General features: G+C 41.3%; 14 protein-coding genes. 7 read left to right on the top strand and 7 right to left on the bottom strand.

From position 1 onward, the window contains the following. Positions 1-59: 59 nt before the first annotated feature. The gene (locus VS868_RS16065; protein WP_345598705.1) at positions 60-536 is read right to left on the bottom strand and encodes a glutathione peroxidase; all 477 of its coding nucleotides are present in this window, start codon (positions 534-536) and stop codon (positions 60-62) included. Between the two features lie 452 nt (positions 537-988). On the opposite strand from VS868_RS16065, the gene VS868_RS16060 reads away from it, so the two are divergent. Together VS868_RS16060 and VS868_RS16055 are read left to right on the top strand one after the other, a co-directional pair. Continuing rightward, positions 989-2,233: a peptidase U32 family protein gene (locus tag VS868_RS16060; RefSeq protein WP_345599850.1), complete on the top strand. Its 1,245-nt coding sequence runs from the start codon at positions 989-991 to the stop codon at positions 2,231-2,233. Beyond that, positions 2,233-2,463, top strand: coding sequence for a ferredoxin (locus VS868_RS16055; protein ID WP_266068912.1), 231 nt, complete (start codon positions 2,233-2,235; stop codon positions 2,461-2,463). Before VS868_RS16060 ends, VS868_RS16055 begins: the two co-directional genes overlap by 1 nt. Positions 2,464-2,579: 116 nt before the next feature. Here VS868_RS16055 and VS868_RS16050 read toward each other — a convergent pair whose 3' ends face one another. Beyond that, positions 2,580-5,261, bottom strand: a complete 2,682-nt coding sequence (locus tag VS868_RS16050; protein ID WP_345598704.1) for a phosphoenolpyruvate carboxylase — start codon at positions 5,259-5,261, stop codon at positions 2,580-2,582. 214 nt (positions 5,262-5,475) lie between these two features. Between VS868_RS16050 and VS868_RS16045 the strand changes: the two genes are divergently transcribed. The 3 genes from VS868_RS16045 (at position 5,476) to VS868_RS16035 (ending at position 9,750) form a co-directional block, all read left to right on the top strand. After that, positions 5,476-5,982 carry a cupin domain-containing protein gene (locus VS868_RS16045; protein WP_345598703.1) on the top strand — a complete coding sequence of 169 codons (507 nt, stop codon included), beginning with the start codon at positions 5,476-5,478 and terminating at the stop codon, positions 5,980-5,982. A gap of 196 nt (positions 5,983-6,178) precedes the next feature. After that, on the top strand, positions 6,179-7,738 hold the full coding sequence (locus VS868_RS16040; protein ID WP_345598702.1) for a glycogen/starch synthase: 1,560 nt from the start codon (positions 6,179-6,181) through the stop codon (positions 7,736-7,738). Between the two features lie 473 nt (positions 7,739-8,211). Next, a complete protein-coding gene (locus VS868_RS16035) occupies positions 8,212-9,750 on the top strand; it encodes a SulP family inorganic anion transporter (protein ID WP_345598701.1) in 1,539 nt (512 codons plus the stop codon). Positions 9,751-10,088: 338 nt separating this feature from the next. Here VS868_RS16035 and VS868_RS16030 read toward each other — a convergent pair whose 3' ends face one another. The 3 genes from VS868_RS16030 to VS868_RS16020 all read right to left on the bottom strand — a co-directional run bounded on the left by VS868_RS16030 (position 10,089) and on the right by VS868_RS16020 (position 13,698). Then, positions 10,089-10,826: a hypothetical protein gene (locus VS868_RS16030; protein ID WP_345598700.1), complete on the bottom strand. Its 738-nt coding sequence runs from the start codon at positions 10,824-10,826 to the stop codon at positions 10,089-10,091. Positions 10,827-10,957: 131 nt separating this feature from the next. Next, entirely contained in the window at positions 10,958-11,701 is a 744-nt protein-coding gene (locus VS868_RS16025; RefSeq protein ID WP_345598699.1) for a LytTR family transcriptional regulator DNA-binding domain-containing protein, read from the bottom strand. Further along, entirely contained in the window at positions 11,701-13,698 is a 1,998-nt protein-coding gene (locus VS868_RS16020) for a histidine kinase dimerization/phosphoacceptor domain -containing protein (RefSeq protein ID WP_345598698.1), read from the bottom strand. The genes VS868_RS16025 and VS868_RS16020 overlap by 1 nt, the downstream gene beginning before the upstream one ends. 444 nt (positions 13,699-14,142) lie before the next feature. On the opposite strand from VS868_RS16020, the gene VS868_RS16015 reads away from it, so the two are divergent. Then, positions 14,143-15,576 (top strand): TonB-dependent receptor, encoded by a 1,434-nt coding sequence (locus VS868_RS16015; protein WP_345598697.1) that lies wholly within the window; start codon positions 14,143-14,145, stop codon positions 15,574-15,576. Between the two features lie 163 nt (positions 15,577-15,739). Further along, a complete protein-coding gene (locus tag VS868_RS16010; RefSeq protein WP_345598696.1) occupies positions 15,740-18,235 on the top strand; it encodes a glycogen/starch/alpha-glucan phosphorylase in 2,496 nt (831 codons plus the stop codon). A 29-nt stretch (positions 18,236-18,264) separates the two neighbouring features. On the opposite strand, the gene VS868_RS16005 is transcribed toward VS868_RS16010, so the two are convergent. Both VS868_RS16005 and VS868_RS16000 read right to left on the bottom strand, forming a co-directional pair. Then, a complete protein-coding gene (locus tag VS868_RS16005) occupies positions 18,265-19,053 on the bottom strand; it encodes a PhzF family phenazine biosynthesis protein (RefSeq protein WP_266068922.1) in 789 nt (262 codons plus the stop codon). A gap of 91 nt (positions 19,054-19,144) precedes the next feature. Continuing rightward, a complete protein-coding gene (locus VS868_RS16000) occupies positions 19,145-20,152 on the bottom strand; it encodes an LLM class flavin-dependent oxidoreductase (protein ID WP_266068923.1) in 1,008 nt (335 codons plus the stop codon). Between the last annotated feature and the right edge of the window lie 82 nt (positions 20,153-20,234).

The following is a 20,234-nucleotide window of genomic DNA, read 5'->3' as shown; positions in this document are numbered from 1 at the left end:
ATTTTATGCTCTCACGCTAACTGGTTTAAGATTCAAACCCTAAAAAGCAAAGGCTGAGATTAGAGCAATTTTTTGATGTCTTTTTCCAGGCCCGAGGGTTTTGTGGTGGGCGCAAATCTTTTGACAGGTTTGCCATCGCGGTCAATCAGGAATTTTGTGAAGTTCCATTTGATCTTGCTGCCTAAAATGCTTCCGAGTTCTTTCTTGAGGTACTTGAAAAGAGGATGTGCATTGTCGCCGTTCACCTCTATTTTAGAGAACATCGGGAAGGTGACCCCGTAATTCACCACACAGCCTTCAGCAATCGATTTTTCGTCACCCGGTTCCTGTTTTCCGAATTGATTGCAGGGAAAGCCAAGAATTTTGAGCCCTTGGTCCCGGTAATTCTTATAGAGCGCTTCAAGACCTTCAAATTGCGGGGTAAAGCCGCATTCTGAAGCAGTATTTACTATCAGTACCACTTTTCCTTTATACTGTTCCATGAAAACATCATTAGCCTGTAAATCTTTTGCGGTGAAATTGTAAAACTGACTCATAAAAATACCTTTTTGTAAAGGTAAGAGATTTAGCCTTAGCTAAAAAAGACTGTGAAACCCTTTCGTATAAAGATCAACATGTTGTGAATGCGTAAAGCAACAAATCAGGGCATTCTTTAGTAGATTTTGGCAGGAACCTATTGAGTAGAGTAGAAATGATTATAAAAAACGAAACCCGATAGTTTGAATTTCTTCAGGGACAATCGGGAATAAGATAATACAAATATAATCTATATTGTTTTTAACAATTAGGTTATAGTCTCTCCAACAACGCTTCCTATTGATTTAATAGGCAATCAGGTATGCCCGTTCAACTATTTTATGAGATATTATTTCTCCCCGGAATAAGATGACCAGAATCATATTTTCTTTTCAAAAATGACATTTTCTTTGCCACATAATTCTGCCGGGTGGAACAATCTGCTGCGGCTACTATTTATTGGAGAAAGCTCATGAACAAGAATTCAGGAAAAATGGAATTAATGGCACCTGCGGGAAATTTTGAATCCCTTCAGGCTGCTTTAGATAACGGTGCAGATGCTATTTATTTTGGCGTAGATCAACTCAACATGAGGGCCAGGGCTTCTATAAATTTCACCATGGACGATCTACCCGAGATCGTGAAAAGATGTGAAGAGAAAGGCGTGCGCAGCTATCTTACCTTAAATACCATTGTTTATGATCATGACCTTTCCCTGATTAAAAACCTGCTTTCCGCAGCAAAATCGGCGGGAATTACGGCCGTGATTGCCAGTGACCAGGCAGTGATCTCTTCGGCTCGAAGTATGGGTATTGATGTGCATATTTCAACGCAACTCAACATCACTAACATTGAAACTGTTCAGTTTTACAGCCTTTTTGCTGAAACTATGGTGCTTTCGCGGGAACTGAGTTTGAGACAGGTTAAGAAGATCACCGAAGAGATCCAAAAAGAGCAAATTAAAGGCCCTTCCGGGGAACTCGTAAAGGTGGAGATCTTTGGGCATGGTGCATTATGTATGGCTGTTTCGGGGAAGTGTTATTTGAGCCTGCATTCGCATAACTCTTCGGCCAATCGCGGCGCCTGTAAACAAAACTGCCGGAAGAAATACACGGTTATCGATCAGGAATCGGGTTTTGAAGTTGAGATCGATAATGAATATATGATGTCTCCAAAAGACTTGTGTACTATCAACTTTTTGGATGAAGTGAAAGATTCTGGGGTGCAGATTCTCAAGATTGAAGGCCGTGGCCGGGCTCCGGAATATGTGGCTACAGTGACAAAAGCTTATCGTGAAGCCATAGATTCGTTGAATGATAATACTTTTTCCGAAGAAAAGGTGGCAGATTGGATGGAGCGGCTAAGTACTGTGTACAACCGCGGATTTTGGAGCGGGTATTACCTGGGCCAAAAAATGGGGGAATGGAGCAAAACTACAGGTTCACAGGCTACACAAAAGAAAGTGTATGTGGGCAAGGGAGTTCATTACTTTCCAAAAGCCGGAATTGCCGAGTTCAAAATTGAAGCTTACGATATTAAAAAAGGAGACAAAATACTGGTTACGGGGCCAAGTACCGGTGCGCAGGAATTTGAGCTGGAAGAAATGTTTGTGAACGACCTGCTTTCAGAAAAAGCCGGAAAAGGCGACAGCTGTACCATTAAGGTTCCGTTTAGGGTGAGGCTTTCAGATAAGCTCTATAAAATGGTGGAAGCTTAATGGTTATAGTCACCCTGCAACGGAATAAGTGCATTGGCTGCAATTACTGTGTAGAACTTGCGCCGGGGCAATTCCAGATGTCCAAAAAAGATGGAAAAAGCGTCCTGCTGAAGTCGAATGACCGCAAAGGTTTCCATACCCTGAAATCTGCAGATCATTCTATTCAGGAACCTTGCGAGGCAGCTGCAAAAGCCTGCCCGGTAAAGATCATTTCAGTAAAAGAGAGGTAAGAAAAAAGGCTGTCTAAAAAGTCATTTTACGCACCCTTTTATAATTTGGGATGAGGTTCAATAACTTTAGAGACAGCCTTATATGCTTCTTTAGAAGGGAATTACTTCAGAAGAAATCAACCGGTATTTTTCAATCCGCTGGCAAGTGCAGTGGTAATCTGTAACAAATGCGTTACGAGTTTATCATCTTTTGTGCTTCCTTTTGTTTTTCTCCATTCCTCCAGATTCTTTATTTGCAGGCGGTGAAGGGAAATTAAAGCATCATTACGGCGGTTAAGGTTATCTAAGAGGCTTTGTCTTCTTTGTTGCCTGCTTCGGTCAAACATGGCTTCAATCTCCTGCAGGCCATTAGAATGTTCAACCTTAATAGTTTCGGTGAGCTCGGTTCTTACGCGCTCATCTTTTACAAGAGAGGCATAAGCTTCCATCACTTCGGGTTCGGCGTTCATAATGTTAGTTTCTACCTGTATCAATATGTACCTCAGGAAAGGCCACTCCTGTGAAACTTCTCTTAGCTGCCGGTAGTAATCTGGATTTTCAGATTTCAATCTTTGCAGGGCATAGCCAATTCCAAACCAGCCGGTAATATTGAATCTGGACTGGTTCCAGCTAAACACCCACGGGATTGCCCGTAAGTCATTGAGCGTTCTTGTACCGGTACGTCTTGCAGGGCGGGAACCAATTTTGCTCAATTCCAATACATCTATTGGAGTAGCCTCCCCATAAAAATTGAGGAATGCCGGGTGGGCGATAAGCTCCTGATATCTCTCTTTGGAATATTCGGCCAGCTGCCTCAAAGCATCAATTGGATAATTCTTCTTTTTGGCCGGGTACATCCTGTTGCCTGTTTGCAGCGCAGATCCAGACAACAACATTTCAAGGTTGTAGGTTGCTGTAAGCAAATTGGCGAACTGCTGTGCGATGGTTTCTCCCTGTACTGTGAGTTTCATTTCCCCGCTCATACTTCCTGAGGGCATACTTTCAAGGAAACGGTGATATTTTCCGCCACCCCTGCTTATTGTTCCTCCAATACCATGGAAGAACCTTAGTTCTTTACCAAGCCTGTCTGCCGTTTCGGTAAGGGTTTTCTCAGCACGATAAATATTCCATCGGCTGGCAATGATACCTCCGTCTTTGTTACTGTCACTATACCCCAGCATTACTTCCTGCGGACTTTCACTATGGTTAGAATAAGCCGGATGGGTGAGGAAGCTTTCCAAAATTTCTCCGGAAGCTTTAAGGTCATCTATGGTCTCAAATAACGGAACCACCTGGAAGGTCTTCCTGTCGATACCAACTTCCCTAAAGAACAGGTAAACTACCAGAAGGTCGCTCAACTGCCGCGTCATACTTACAATAAAAGAGCCCACGCCGTGCGGCCCGTATTTATCGGTATGTTTCTTCACCACTTTATAGCTGTCCAGCACCTGGTCTGCTTCTGGACCAAAAGACCGTCCTGTAATAGCAAACGGCCGCTCGTGCTGTAGTTCTTCAGAAATGAATTTTATACGTTCTTCTTCAGTCCAGCTGCGGTAATCGGTAAGATTAGGAAATGCCACCCGCAGCATCTGTTCCATTGCCTTATCGTGAAATTCGCTGTTTTGTCTTATATCGAGTCTTGCGAGGTGAAAACCAAAGCATTCTACCATGCGCTGCACGGGGAATAGCAAATCATCAACAATGCGTTTTGCACCAATTTCGAGGAGGCTGGCTTTAAGCAGTTCCAGGTCTTCCATAAGGTCTTCGGGGCGCCTGTAGCTGTTTTTAAGGTCATCATCTACCCTGGTATGCTCCAGCTTTAGAGCAATAAGGCTCACAAATTGCCGCCATGGTTCGTGCGGATTTCGTTCAAGTGCTTTGCTGCCTTCTTCTGCCAGGCTTTGAGCCATTTCTTCAATGGCTTGCTGTAAGGGTTTGGAAGCTTTATTGCTAATCCCTGAGAAACTCATGCCTGCGGCGAGATGCTCCAGTTGCTCGTGCACCAGGAGAAGAGCCGATTTACGGTGTTCTGTCAGGGTAGATTTTGTAACAGAGGCGGTCACATAAGGATGGCCATCACGGTCTCCACCTACCCAGGTTCCAAATTGCAGCCCGGGAAAGCGAAGCGTTTCAGGATTAAAGCCCATGTTGCTCCAGCTTTGCTTAAGCTGAATATCACTCTTTTTTAATACCTGTGGAAAAACTTTGCTGAAGTAGTGCATTACATTACTTCTTTCCATTTCTACAGTGGGCTTTTTGAGGTACACCTCGCCGGTGCGCCACCATCTTTCCAGAAGGGTTTTAATATCCTGGGCTATAATGCTCCTTTCGGTAAAAGAATAGGAAGTGTTTTCCAGTTTTATGAGGTTGAGGTATATTTCCCTGTGCAGCTCAAGAATGGAAATCCTTTTAGTTTCTGTAGGATGTGCCGTAAGAACCGGAATTAATTTCACCTTGGTGATGATCTCCTGCATTTGATGTTCACTAAGGCCCTGGGACTTCCAGCGTTGAAAGGTCTCGCTCCAGGAACCGCGAATAGATTCCATCCCGTTGCTGTCGGTTAGTTTTCGGCGGTATTGTACTGCGGCATTTTCTTCTACCAGGTTCATGAGTTGGAGATAGATGCTAAGCACCTGGATCTGCTTTTCTTCGAGCGCAAGATTACTGGAAAAAGCATCCTTGAGATCCTCATGTCTGGTCAATAAGCTGGCAAGTTCATGCTCTCCCAAATCCTTGAGGACCTGCTGGAAGCAATCGGTAAGAAATTGCATGTCCTGCTCAATTTTAGTAAATACTTTCGTATTAGGGGTATTGTTCATTTTCATAGGGTTTTTGAGTACTCTATTTGAACTCCCAATTTAGGAAATTGTTAACGATTTCTAGCCTTTTTGGCCGACAAAAATTTCCTTTGCTGCCTTTATTTACAGGCTTTTTCAGAATAATGGCCGAATTTATAAGGTGATTGTGATTGCGAAAACGTTATAGGAATTTCTTCAAATTTTGTTACCTTTTAAATAGATAAAAAGAATACTTATGAAGACCGAAACATATCATTTTAAAGATGACGGGGAAATTCCAAATAATCAACTTCCTGTCATTATATATAAAGGTATTTTTTCAGCAAGAGGAGATGAAGCGGCACAATGGCTTGAAAAGAAATTTGCTGAAAACAACTGGATGAATTCGTGGAGAAACGGAGTTTTTGATTATCACCATTACCATAGCAATACTCATGAAGTTCTGGGAGTGTACTCGGGTGAAGCTTTGCTGCAACTGGGTGGTGAAAAAGGGCAAAAACTGAAGGTGTTTGCCGGAGATGTAATTATAATTCCTGCCGGGGTAGCTCATAAGAATCTTGGTAGCGATGGTTTTGCAGTAGTGGGTGCCTATCCCGAAGGAAGGTCGCACGACATGAACCTGGGGAAGAAAGAGGAACGCCCAAAGGCAGATGAAAATATTGCAAAAGTGCCAATTCCGAAGTTTGACCCCATAGAAGGAAGGGAAGGTGCATTAATAAAAATTTGGGACGCACCTAAATAATTCCTTTTTATTGATTCTGAGAGAAATATGACGTGATCTAAAATTCATTTTGACGTATCACACGAATTAATTACAACTAAAACGATTGAAGCAACAATTTTTTAATACTAATTTAACCTTTTGATATGCTGGTACTTAGGGTTTAAGATTTACTTTCGTTCAGATCAAATTACCCAAGTATTTAAGAGCGCTATATATGAATAATTTTCTTTTTGTTGCTTCAGAGAATGATGCCATTGCTAACTGTAAAGTAGGAGGGGTAGGAGATGTTATTCGCGACGTTCCAAAACAGATTTCAGAGCGTGGAGATCGGGTGCACGTTGTGGTTCCATCTTATTCCAGGCTCCACAAAAGTGGAACTTTTAAGGCTTCACTTCAGTTAAATTTACGCGGAATATCTTATACCGCACAACTCTATGAGGTGCCGGCCAAAGAAGAAGATAAGAACATTAGCCACTATGTAATTCACCACCCCGAAATAGAAATGGGAAACCTGGGTGGCATTTACCATCATGATCCCTTTGAGCCATTTTACAGTGACGTTATTAAATATACCATCTTTTGTACAGCGGTAGCCGAAGCAATTAAACAAAAGCACTTCGGAAAGCTTGATATTGTGCACCTGCACGACTGGCATTCCAGTTTGTTGTTGTTTCTTAAAAATTATCATCCGCAGTATTCCTGTCTTAAGAAGAACAGGTTTGTTTACTGTATACACAACCTGGCATTACAGGGAATTCGGCCGTTTGAAAATAATTATTCTTCCCTGCAAAACTGGTTTCCGCAACTCGAAATAGATCGTGAAGCTTTGAAAGATCCAAGATATGCCGATTGTTTTAACCTTATGGCTATTGGAATAAGATATGCCGATGCTGTACATACCGTTTCACCTTCCTACAAGCAGGATGTGCTTTTGCCCAGCGCTGCTCCCGAATTTATTGGAGGTGAAGGGCTAGAAAATGATTTGAGACAGGCCGACCGCGAAGGTCGTTTTCACGGTATTCTCAATGGATCAGATTATCGTCCTGAAACCCTGGTGAAAAAAAACCGGTTGTTCCCCAATATTGCTACTGCCATCTTCAAACAACTTCAGAAGGAACAGGATAGGGAAAAAGCAGCTTTTTTGGCACATACAGGAGAGAAGATCGTTCCTTTTCTGAAGAAAAAACCAAACTTTATAAGTGCCAGTGTGGCGAGGCTTACTGAACAAAAGTTCTATTTCTTTAAGCGCTCTCCCGAAGCTCTTTTGGAAATTCTTGACAGGCTGGAAGAAGTCAATGGCATTTATGTACTTCTTGGTACTGGTGCGGCCGATTATGAGCAGCTGTTGCGGGATATAAGCTATAAAAGAAAGAATTTCATTTTCATCAATGCCCAGTGCGAGCAGGTGGTGAATTCTATCTATAGAGATTCTGATCTTTATTTTATGCCAAGCCTTTTTGAGCCTTGCGGGATCAGCCAAATGCTTGCCATGAGAAACGGGCAGCCCTGCCTGGTGCACCATACCGGCGGACTTAAAGATACGGTACAGCATGTGCACACAGGTTTCGCCTTTGATGGCAAAACCTACGATGAAAAAGTCTATAACATGGTAGAAAGTTTTAAAGAAGCTCTTTATTTCTTTGAAAATGATAAGACTGTGTGGAAACAGATAGGCCTCAACGCGCGTAGAATGCGATTTACCTGGAAGAAATCTGTAGATGAATACTATAAACTTCTTTACACATTCAATCCTGCCGACGTAAGGGTAGCCTGATGAAAATTTCTGGCTAAAAGCCTTTTCTAGTTTAGGGTTTTATAATTTTTCCTGATAATTTCAGAAAAGCAGTTTTCTTTTCCTGAGTTTATCAGGAATTTTTTTATTGCTGTGGAGCAAATTTCAGGTTTTAAAAAAGGATTGTGAAAATGCCATTTTTGGAACCTTAGCATAATTCAGCTTAAACTTTAGGAACTGGTTTTCAGTAGATTTCACTAAAACACGAACTCATATTTTATATTTAGTATTTTTTCCCCTTCCGAAAACCTTATAGGTATTTTAATGCCTCAATCTTTTTCTATTAATTTTTGTTAGTACCCGGAAAAGTATATTTTTGCCGCCTCTTATGACGAGCACAAAACAAATATCCGTTTCACCGGTTACTCCGCCCTGAGATAATTTTCCTTCTCACTTTCCTCCCTTTTTCACATGGGGAGTTACTTTCTATTATTAATTCTTTTGACAATATTTAGATGAAAAAGATCTTCAACCTGTTTGATTTTTCACAAAAAGTAGATTACAAAATTGAAATTCTTGCGGGTCTCACTGTAGCACTCGCGCTTATCCCCGAAGCTGTTGCCTTTGCGATGATAGCCGGACTTTCTCCTTTAACAGGGCTTTACGCAGCTTTTGTTATGGGGCTGGTAACTTCTATTTTGGGTGGTCGCCCCGGAATGATTTCTGGTGCCACAGGAGCAGTTGCCGTTGTAATTGCTGCTCTGGCCGTATCGCACGGTGTAGAATATGTTTTTGCTACCGTAGTCTTAGCCGGAATCCTGCAAATCCTGGCAGGAGTTCTAAAGCTTGGAAAACTCATAAGGATGGTGCCACATTCGGTGATATTCGGGTTTGTGAATGGCCTGGCCATTATCATCTTCACCTCTCAGTTAGACCAGTTCAAGACAGTTAACGAAGCAGGAGAACTTGTTTGGATGACTGGCGAAAGTTTGTACATCTTGCTGGCACTAGTACTGCTTACCATGGTTATCATCTGGGGATTACCTAAACTTACAAAGGTATTTCCATCTTCGCTTGCCGCAATTCTGGCAATTTTTGGTATTGTGGCACTTCTGGGAATTGACACCAAAACCGTGGGAGATATTGCATCGATAAAAGGAGGGTTCCCACCGTTTCACATTCCAATGGTGCCGTTTACATGGGAGGCTATCGTTCTTATTTTTCCTTATGCAGCAATAATGGCTGGGGTAGGACTTATTGAAAGCCTGTTGACCCTTAACATTGTTGATGAGATCACCGAAACCCGCGGCCGTGGAAATAAAGAGTGTGTGGCCCAGGGTACTGCCAATATTTTATCGGGCTTCTTTTCTGGAATGGGAGGTTGCGCCATGATTGGTCAAAGCCTTATCAACGTTTCTTCGGGTGCAAGAGCACGACTTTCAGGAATTATTGCAGCGGTAATGCTCCTTGTTTTTGTGATGTTTGCCGCAGATGTTATTGAACTTCTTCCTATGGCAGCGCTTACCGGCGTAATGATTATGGTTTCGATAGGTACTTTTGAGTGGGCAAGTTTGAGGACTTTCCGCAGAATGCCAAAGAGTGATGTGCTGGTAATGGTGCTGGTAACTTTTGTGACAGTAGTACTTCACAACCTCGCACTGGCAGTGCTGGTGGGAGTAATTATTTCGGCCCTGGTCTTTGCATGGGACAATGCAAAAAGAATCCGTGCCCGTAAATATATGGACGATAAAGGCGTGAAACACTACGAGATTTACGGACCGCTTTTCTTCGGAAGTGTGGCAGCTTTCAATGAGAAATTTGATGTGCTTGGAGATCCTGAGGAAGTGATTATCGATTTTTCTGAAAGCCGGGTGGTAGATATGTCGGGGATTGAAGCTTTAAACAAGCTTACCGAACGTTACCTGAAACAGGGTAAAAAACTGCATCTTAGGTATTTGAGTCGGGACTGCCGGCAACTTCTAAGAAATGCCGATGAGATCATAGAGGTAAATATTCTTGAAGATCCCACCTATAAAGTGGCTGTAGAAAGGTAAAATATTTCGGTTTTTCTATCTCTCTTTTACCTTAATTTAGAGGCGCTTTCATCAATCAATTCAGAAAGTTAACATGCGCAATTTTATATAAGTTTAGAAGCAGGATAGCAGTGTTTATCATACTAATTCCTCTGAGGCTAGCCTCAGAGGAATTAGTATGTAAAGTTCAATTTAAAATCTCATATAAAAATCCACTCTTTCATTAATCAAAACTTGATTTCAGGTTTAATCAAATTTTGAAAATAGACTAATGCTTCCAAAAATTCGTATGATCTAAAGGAGTAAATAATTTCGGCCTGAGCTTATTTTAGGTTCTAAAATGCTTCTTTATTTTACTCTTAGTTGCTCATTTCAGGATTCAGTTTATAGATATAGGACCATCTTTGCTTAATCGTATCAAACCATAAATTCCATAATTCACTTGCTTTTTCTTCTCCTACCGCATCTGTGTAAATTTTTGCCGGACTATCTTTTTTGATGTCAATGTCAGCGTATCCCATATAAGGTTCAACCACCATGAAATTTGGTGTATCGGGTGCTCCTAGTTGAAAATTGAACCAAAGGCCACGGGGCAAACCTTCCTTCTCCTTTATAGCATTAGTCACCTCACTTATAACTTTTTTAAAAGTACTTTCATTATGTACTTTGTAGTAGGTTACCCATATATACTTTATGTTCTCGGGAGTACTTCTGCTAACCTCTGGTAGTGTGCTGGCTACTCTGGTATTTACTTTTTCGATGTGAGGCAGAATATGATTTAACAGGGCTATGTAGCATTCGTTATCTACCTTATCTTTTTTTTCCATTTCCGCCCAACTTGAATTTCTGCCAGTCATGATATAAACCCTTCCTTCTCCCTGCTGCCTGAACCACATACTCCATTTCTCCTTCCCATTATGTTTGAGATAACAATCTTTCCATTTTTTCACCCCTTCTATAAACCGGGAATTGTGTCCCTGTTTAACTGTGATTTCTGTAGTATGCAGAATTTCACTTCCTCCATTCTGTGCAAACAGCACATCCATTCCCATTGTTGCAATAAGAGCTATTGCAATAAAAATTTTAATTGTTCTCATGATTTTTTGTTTAAGGATTAATAATCAGTTTTAATAGCCTTAAGTAACTGATTATCATGGGTAATGGAAATCGATGTAGGACTAAGGCATCAAATTGCTGTCCGAAAAGGGAAGATTAATAAACGAAGGGATTATATGGTTTGTAGCCGCTTAAGCAGCTCCTCTTTTGAAGGTTTACTAACAGGAATAACTTTTCTGCCTATAACTATATGGCTGGTGGCTACTTCCTTGACCTGGGAGATATTGATGATATAGGAGCGGTGAACCCGAAGGAAATGCTTTGAGGGAAGTTTTTTATTCATTTCCTTTAGGGTAATTACCACTAAATACTCTTTGTTTTTTGTAAAGATGCGGCAGTAGTTGCGTTCGGCTTCAATAAAAAGAATGTCCTCAATGCACACTTTAACCATTGAATTCAAATGCCGTACAAAGATGCAATCGCTCAAAACAAAACTTTCATCTCTTTGATATACTGGATTTTTACTTTCTTCACTTTTGCAAATTGTCTGGCTTATAGTCAATTCAATAGCCCGCTGGAGATCCAGCTTCTTAAATGGTTTTGCAATAAAGCCGTAGGGGTGGGTATCTTTAGCACTGTTAAAGTGGGCATCATCAACATTGGCGGTGAGGTAGATCACTGGAATATCCTGCTTCTTTTGTATAAGACGGGCAGTTGCTATGCCGTCTAAATGGCCTTTTAAATTTATGTCCATCAAAATGATATCGGGCGGGTTATCGTTTACATGTATAAGCGCTTCCTCCCCGCGTGGTATAATCCCCATCACCTCATACCCCAGCTCGCTAAGTTGGAGAGAAATATTTGCGGCGATGACCATTTCATCTTCCACGATCAATAATTTGATTTTTTCGCTCATTATGCACTTTTCTGAATACTAAAATCAAACGCTACCCGGGTTCCCAAATCACTATATTCCTGCATTTTGCCATTTAGTTGCCGCGTAAGTAATTGTATTAATTGTGAACCAAATCCGGTGCCTTTAGGAGCAACTCCTGCAGTCTTACCTATCCCGTTATCTCTCACTTCGAGCTTCAAATTATAATTGCTGTCCTTTTCAAGACTAATATTAATAACCCCCCGTTGATCTTGTGGAAAGGCATATTTGAGTGCGTTGGTAAGCAGCTCATTGACAATTAAGCCAATAGGAACGGCAGTATCAACATCCAGTTCGAGGTTGTCCATTGCACATTCAATTTTGATGCGGTCTTCAGCATTAAAGGAATCCAGGATTCCTTCACTCAGGTTTATGAAGTAATCTTTCATTTCAATACTACCAAGATTTGTTCCCTGATATAATTTTTGATGAATGATCCCCATAGACTGCACCCGGTTTTGACTGGCAATCATGGCTTCCTTAGTGGCAGGGTCTTCTATTTGAGCTGACTGCAGGGAGATTAGGCCTTTTACCATTTCCAGATTATTCTTTACGCGATGGTGTATTTCTTTTAGGAGCAGCTCGTTCTCTGCATTACGTTTATCCAACAGTACATTTTTATGGGCCAACTCATCATTTAGTGCTTTTAGCCGCTTATTGCGGCTTTTTTTAAGTCTGAAGTTATGATATAATAGCCCCAGTACTAAAGCCGCAATAAGCAGGATAGTAAGATAAATAGTTTGTTGTTGTTGTTTAGCACTTAGCAGTTCTGCCTGGTCTATAATGTCTTCCTGTAATTCATTCTCACGAAGACTCCTTTCGTTTCTTTCTACTTCAATGATATCATTAGCCTCAGACCATGCGATGTAGTATTCAAGAGCTTTTTTGTAATCGCCCTTCTGTTCATGGGCACTATATAATTTGTTGAGAAAATATGCGGTATTTGCTTTTGTATTAATTGCTATCGATGAATTTCTGGCTTTTTCATAATAGGCAATTGCTTCATTATAATTGCCTTCAGCCATGTATATGTCTCCTATCCGGGAATGTGCAAATTGGTAAACATCAATGGTAGTGAGATTATATTCTTCTAATAACCGGATGGTCTTGTTTAAATAATCTTTTGCTTCTTCATATTTTTCCCTCCTAATGAGGTTGTTGCCCATTGAATAGTAGTACCAGGTGTGATGAAAGGGATTGCCTACCTCAGGCAAGAGCTTTCCCATTTTCTGTACGTAATAGTCACTTGAATCAAGATTGGATTCGGAATAATGGTAGGATAAAAGTTTATAGGCAACAGCAAGGGCCTCATTTCTTTCAGGATAAATTGAGGTTTGATATCCTATCATGCTCTTCCTTAAATATTGAAAAGCTTTTTCCTGCTCTTCTGGTAAACCATATTGAGAAAGGAATCTGCCTTTATCTTTCAATATTTTAAGCTGAATTTCAGGCCGTTTATCATTCTCCAGGAGGTTCAATGCTTTCACGAAAAGCTCCAGTCCCTCTTTTGGTTCTCCTCTTATAATTTTTATTAAGGCCCAATTGATTAACAGGTCATATCCCAGCACTTTATCTTTCTTGCTTTCCGGAATATTTTCATAATAAGACCAACCTATAGGTGCCAGAGAATCTACCACATTAAAATTGTGCGACCTATTAGCTCTGTCTGTAATATCACGATATAAATTAGCCAAACGTTCATATTGTAGAGGTTTGCTGTTCTGGAGTAGTTGCGCGGCCTTATCAAAATAAAAAACCGTACTGTCCCGGTTAAAGTGGGGCATTTGTTTAAACCATAGTGCCTTGTCCTGGTAAGTTCTACTTAATGCAGCAACTTCATTAGGGGAGAGATTTTGGGAAACATTTAATTCAGAAACCCTTTTTTCGCCTTTTGTGGTTTGGAGACTTTGGGGAAGGGCACTCATATACAAGAGCAAAGCAGTAAACCATATATAAGATCTAATAATCAAGTTTATCATTGCTTTGCCTGTTAAATTGATTTATCAATATTCTTAAAGACTTTAATTTAATTGCTTTTGGCAACAAAAACTGAAGCTGTAATAAACCATAATAATTGATATGGTTTATTTTATAAGTAGGCATTGGATAATTTGGGAAAGTAAATTTTAAAGTAACTGGAAATATACAACAATCTTTGATGAAAATAGATGTTTATTTTATATAAGTTGTTGAAATACAGGACTTTTAATTAGTTAGGGCCAGTATTTGATAATAAAACCGGATTCTTAGAAATTGGTTCCCGATAAAACTAAAGTTCACTTCTTTTGCAGGCATTCCAACTTATAGCCCTGGCAAAATCTTAAGAAATTCAGCATCATTTACTTCTATTCTTAAATAAGCTTGTCAAAAATTCACTTTTACCAGATTTAATTCCTAAATTAAAATCAAAAGTAATTTTTGATATGAAATCCAGAGATGTAGAAGATTTAGAGTTCGATCCTCTTCCCTCGATAATGAATAAAGCGCTGCGCGTAAACCTCAATGAAAATATCTACGGCACCTTTGCCGAAATTGGTGCGGGGCAGGAGACTGTGCGTAATTTTTTTAGAGCAGGAGGAGCATCGGGTACCATTGCGAAGACCATGAGTGCCTATGATAAAGATTTTAGCGACGCCATCTACGGTATTGAATCTGATGCGCGCTATGTGACCGAGGCAAGATTAAAAAGCATGCTTAGGTATGAAACCGATCTTCTTGAACAAAGAATTTTGAGGGAAAAACATCCCGATAAACTCTTCTTTAGTTATGCCAATACAGTTGCTACTATAGATTTTGCCAAGAAATATAAAGGCCACGGCTGGTTGGGGATTAGATTTCAGACTAAGCCAGAAGAAGAATTCAGTGAGATCATTATTCATGTTCAGTTTCATGAGAATAATGCCGGGCTGCAGCAAATTACCCTGGGCACTATGGGTACAAATTTGATCTACGGGGCCTTTTATCAGTATGATAACCCCAAAGTGCTTTTGCAACATTTATATGATCATCTCAACAATGATCAGGTAGAGATTGACATGATCAATTTTACAGGGCCTGTTTTTAAAGATGTAGACAACCGCCTTATGAGCCTGCAGCTGGTAAAGAATGGGATGACCCAGGCGGTGATGTTCGCTTCAACCGGAAACAACGTACTTCCGGCCAATGAACTTTACAAAAAGAATATCCTCACCCTTAGAGGTAGTTTCAGGCCTGTTACCAAAGTGAATATGAACATGTTTGAACAATCCCTCAAATTGTTTCTGAATGAAAAAAAGGTGAGTGAGGAAAAGACCGAAGTCATTTTTGAAATCACACTTTCTAATCTTAGGTCTGAAGGAGATATCGATGAAAAGGATTTTCTCGATCGGGCCGATCTGCTGGGATCTTTGGGGCAAATGGTAATGATCTCAAACTTCCAGGAGTACTATAAAGTTGTGGAGTATTTCTCTCAGTACACAGCCGAAAGAATGGGGCTTACCATGGGAATAAATATATTTTTGGCACTGTTTGACGAAAAATACTACCGGCACCTTAGCGGGGGAATTCTGGAGGCCTTCGGAAAATTGTTCTTCCGGGATCTAAAGATCTACCTGCACCCGTTAAAAGATCCCGAAACAGGTGAGATCATCACCAGTAACAACCTTAAAGTGCATCCACGAATGAAGGAGTTGTTCAAGTTCTTCAAAGACAACGGCAGGGTTGTGGATATTACAGACTATGATCCTGAAATCCTCGATATTTATTCGAGGGAAGTACATCAAATGATTGTAGACGGGGAACCGGGCTGGGAAGAGATGTTACCGCCAAAGACCACAGAGATGATCAAGGAAAAACGACTCTTTATGGCGCAGGAGTAAATTCATTACCTGTCGAAAATGTCATTTTTGACAGCCTTTTCTTCAGAAGAAATTTCAGGATCAGCAGAGATGGTTTCAGCTGAAAAGTCCTAAAGTTATCTTATAACTTAGTTTATTGTGTCAGCATATTTCAATTTTTTCTTATTTTTTGGAAAAAGCAGCTATGAAAAAACACAATAGATCTATAGAGAGTTATTTTGAGTCAATAGGTGCCGGAGCCAGTGATGTTGGCCTGAGTAAAGAAGACATAAAAAAGGACTTTTTGCATAAACTTTTCTACCATCTTGGAAGAGTACCTGCCTTAACAACTCCTAACGACCTTTATACTGCTATGGCCCTAACCATACGTGACAGGGCGCTGCGGAAGTTTGTAAGGTCAACCGAAGAGTTCACACAACAAGATGCGCGCGGCGTTGCTTATTTATCGGCCGAATATCTGCCGGGACCTCACCTAGGAAATAACTTACTCAACCTTCAAATCGTAGAGGAAACAAAAGAGGCTTTAGCCGAACTCGATCTTGACCTTGATGAGATCCTGGATCAGGAAGGCGAACCCGGATTGGGTAATGGCGGCCTGGGCAGGCTTGCATCCTGCTTTATGGATTCCCTGGCAACCCTTGCAATACCTTCTATTGGGTACGGCATTAGGTATGAATTCGGAATTTTTAAACAGGAGATCAGGGAAGGCTGGCAAATGGAAACTACAGATAAGTGGCTTCATAGCGGCAATCCCTGGGAAATAGTGCGTCCCGAAATTTCTTATGTAGTAAAATTTGGCGGCAGAACAGAGCACCGTACCAATGGACAGAACCGGTATGAAGTAGACTGGTTACACGACTCTGAGATCAAAGGTACTGCCTACGATACCCCCATTTTAGGATATCAAAGTAACGGTATCATCATGCGTCTTTGGAAGGCTGAAGCTGTAGAATCCTTTGATTTTTCTGTCTACAACATGGGTGATTATTACCGGGCGGTAGAGAAGAAGCTGCGTTCTGAGAATATTACCAAAGTACTTTACCCAAACGATGAAAATCTTTCGGGAAAGGAATTGAGGCTTAAGCAGCAATATTTCTTTGTGTCTTGTTCCTTACAGGATATGATCCACCTTCACACCACCCAGGGTAGGGAATTAAAGAACTTTCACGAGAAGTTCGCGATTCAGCTTAATGATACCCACCCGTCAATTGCGGTGGCCGAGCTTATGCGTTTGTTGGTAGATGAGCATGAGATGGAATGGGATGAGGCCTGGAACATCACCCGGCAAACCTTTGCTTATACAAATCACACCCTGCTGCCCGAGGCTCTTGAAAAGTGGACGGTTTCCCTCCTCGGAAGAATACTGCCACGGCACCTGGAGATCATTTACGAGATCAATAGTCGCTTTTTGGAAGAATTGAGAGATAAGGGTTATAGTGGTGACCAAATTGCCCGTATGTCTCTTATAGATGAGCAGGGAGAGCCTTCAGTGAGAATGGCCCACCTCGCAACAGTAGGAAGTTTTAAAGTGAACGGTGTTTCTGAACTGCACTCCCGGCTTTTAAAGTCACAGGTGCTGAATGATTTTGCCGATTTATGGCCCGGTAAGTTTACTAATGTTACCAATGGGGTGGCACATCGCCGGTTTGTGGCAGTGAGCAATCCAGGTTTAGCCAATCTTATTTCAGAAAAAATCGGCTTCGGGTGGCTAACAAATCTCAGCAGTCTTAGCGAACTGGAGAAATTTGCCAAAGACGAAAAGTTTCAGCAGCGATGGAGAGATGTAAAACTTCAGAATAAAACAGCTTTAACCCGGTTTATTGAAGAGCAAACCGGGGTGAAGGTAGATCCTGATATGCTCTTTGATGTGCAGGTGAAAAGGATCCATGAGTACAAAAGGCAGCACCTCATGGTGTTGCATATCATTGATCTCTACCTGCGGATCAAAGATGGAAAAACAGAAAATATAGCCCCTTCTACTTTTATTTTTGCCGGAAAAGCAGCACCCGGCTACTTTCTTGCAAAACTGATAATACGTCTTATCACAGCTGTGGCTGATCTTGTGAATGACGATGAAGAGGTGAACAAGCTTATTAAAGTGGTATTTCTGCCCAATTTCAATGTCAAACAGGCCCAGAGAGTCTATCCCGCTGCCGATCTTTCGGAACAGATCTCGATGGCAGGTAAAGAAGCTTCGGGTACAGGAAATATGAAGTTTGCGCTTAACGGGGCGTTAACCATAGGAACTCTTGATGGGGCAAATGTAGAGATACGGGAAGAAGTGGGGGATGAGAATTTCTTTTTGTTTGGTCAAACTACCGAAGAGATACAGCAAACCAGGCGTGAAGGTTACCGGCCTTATCAGTATTATGAAGAAAATGAAAAAATAAAAAGGGTTCTGGACTTTTTGGTGTCGGGAGAACTTGCGAATGGCGATAAAGACCTGTTTAAACCTCTTTATCATAATTTACTCCAACAGGATCCTTATCAGCTTTTAAAGGATTTTGATTCGTATTGTGCTAAAAAAGAGGAAGTTTTTAAAGTTTGGAACGATCAGGAAGAATGGACTAAAAAATCTATTCTGAATGTGGCCAGAATGGGTAAATTCTCTTCAGACCGTTCTATTCAGGATTACTGTGATAGAATATGGCAGGTAAAACCAGTTAAGATCCAGGAATAATTTCAGCAGAAAAAGAAGGGGTCGAATTATTATTCAGTCCATAGTTTTCCCACAAAATAAGTCCGTGCTTTCCCTGCGACTTCAACCCTTTCTTTTTTATCTCTGCACAAGAGTTGGCCACCGCGTTCAGACAATTGCATGGCTGTCATTTCATTTTTGCCAAGTACTTCACTCCAGTAGGGGGTGAGGGAACAATGTGCAGAACCCGTCACAGGATCTTCAAATACCGAAGCTCTCGGGGTGAAGAATCGGGAAACAAAATCACACTGGCTGCCTTTTGCAGTGACAATGACGCCACCGGTACCCAACTCGAGTTGATCAAAGTAAGCACGATCAATCTTAATATCTTTTACTTCCTGTTCGCTGTTGTAAACTAAAACGTAATCGCGAGCTTTCAGAATTTCCTGTGGCTGTATGTTAAGGGAATCTTTGAGAAGCTGAGGTAAGGTGGTGGAGGCAGGTTTTCTTGCCGGGAGGTCTAGCACATAAAGATCACCGGTTACCTTTACCGTAAGGGTGCCGTTAGAGGTCTCAAAAATGATACTTTGCCCCGGGTATTTCCTGATTTCTTTTAAGGCATGTGCAGTAGCCAGTGTGGCATGACCACAAAGATCCATTTCCATTTCGGGGGTAAACCATCTAAGGTGGAAGGTATAGCCTAAATCTACGAAAAAAGCCGTTTCGGCAACTGCATTTTCCCTAGCGATTTTCAGAAGGAGATCATCGGGAAGCCACTCAGATAAAGGTACTACACAGGCCGGATTTCCACTAAAAAGTCCGTTTGTAAAAGCATTGATTTGATAAACGTGTAATTGCATGATTAAAAATAACAATTAACCGGCAGGGATTCTGCTTTTCAAATAGTATTTTCTTTACTCCACCGCTATACCTTCCAAAAAGGGCAAAAAATCACAGTGTTTTCATTATTTCAGAAAAGATCTTATACGACTTCAGCCTGTCGTTGTGATCAAAAATGTGAGAAGCGACCATCACTTCGTTTACTCCTGTTTCTTTAAGGAACTTTGAGGTTTGCTCTTTCACTGTTTCTTTACTTCCAATAAAGGCATATTTCAGCATTCTCTGGAAAGCAGGATTTGCGGCGAGGTCTCTCAATTCGCTGTTCATTTTGACCGGAGGCTGCATATAATCTATATTTCCCGTCATTACGCCCAGCATCATTTTGATGAGGGTAGTCGAAATATTTTCGGCTTCTTCATCGGTGTCGGCTGCAATCACATTAATGCAGGCAATAGTGTAAGGCTTATCGAGGTATTTTGAAGGCTGAAACTTGTTATAATAGATATTCAGCGCTTCAAAAAGTTGTGCCGGCGCAAAATGGCTGGCAAAGGCATAAGGCAGGCCTTTTTCTGCGGCCACGTGTGCACTGTCGGTACTCGAACCCAGTACGTAAATAGGAACATCAACTCCTTCGGCCACTGCAGCGCGCACCTGGGATTTGGCGTTCTCTGCTGAAAAATACTGCTGAATCTCGCTTATCTCTTCCGGGAATTTATAAACCGCCTGCATCCGGTCACTCCTTATGGCATGTGCGGTGACCTGATCTGTACCCGGGGCTCTTCCCAGGCCAAGATCAATCCTGTTTGGGTAAAGGGAGCCAAGCGTTCCAAATTGTTCAGAAACTATAAGAGGAGAGTGGTTTGGCAACATGATTCCGCCGCTGCCCACTCTTATTTTTTTGGTGCCTCCGGCGATATGGCCAATAAGCACAGAAGTTGCCGAACTGGCTATACTTACCATGTTGTGGTGTTCTGCCAGCCAAAACCGTGTATAGCCCATGTCTTCAGCTTTTTGGGCAAGATCAAGGCTGTCTTTAAAAGTTTGTTCAATAGAGGAACCGGCACCCACACTGGCGAGTTCTAGTATAGAATATGGAATAGAAGTAGTATTGTGAGACATAGCAAAATTCAGTTTTAATCAAAGATCGGGATAATACGAAGAATAAGAGAGAATGAAAAATAGCTTTTTTTGATGCTTCAAT

The sequence above is a fragment of the Salinimicrobium sp. 3283s genome (assembly GCF_039602225.1).
Taxonomy (GTDB): Bacteria; Bacteroidota; Bacteroidia; order Flavobacteriales; family Flavobacteriaceae; genus Salinimicrobium; species Salinimicrobium profundisediminis.
Note: the sequence above shows the minus strand (reverse complement) of the source record. Positions and strands in the feature narration are given on the sequence as shown.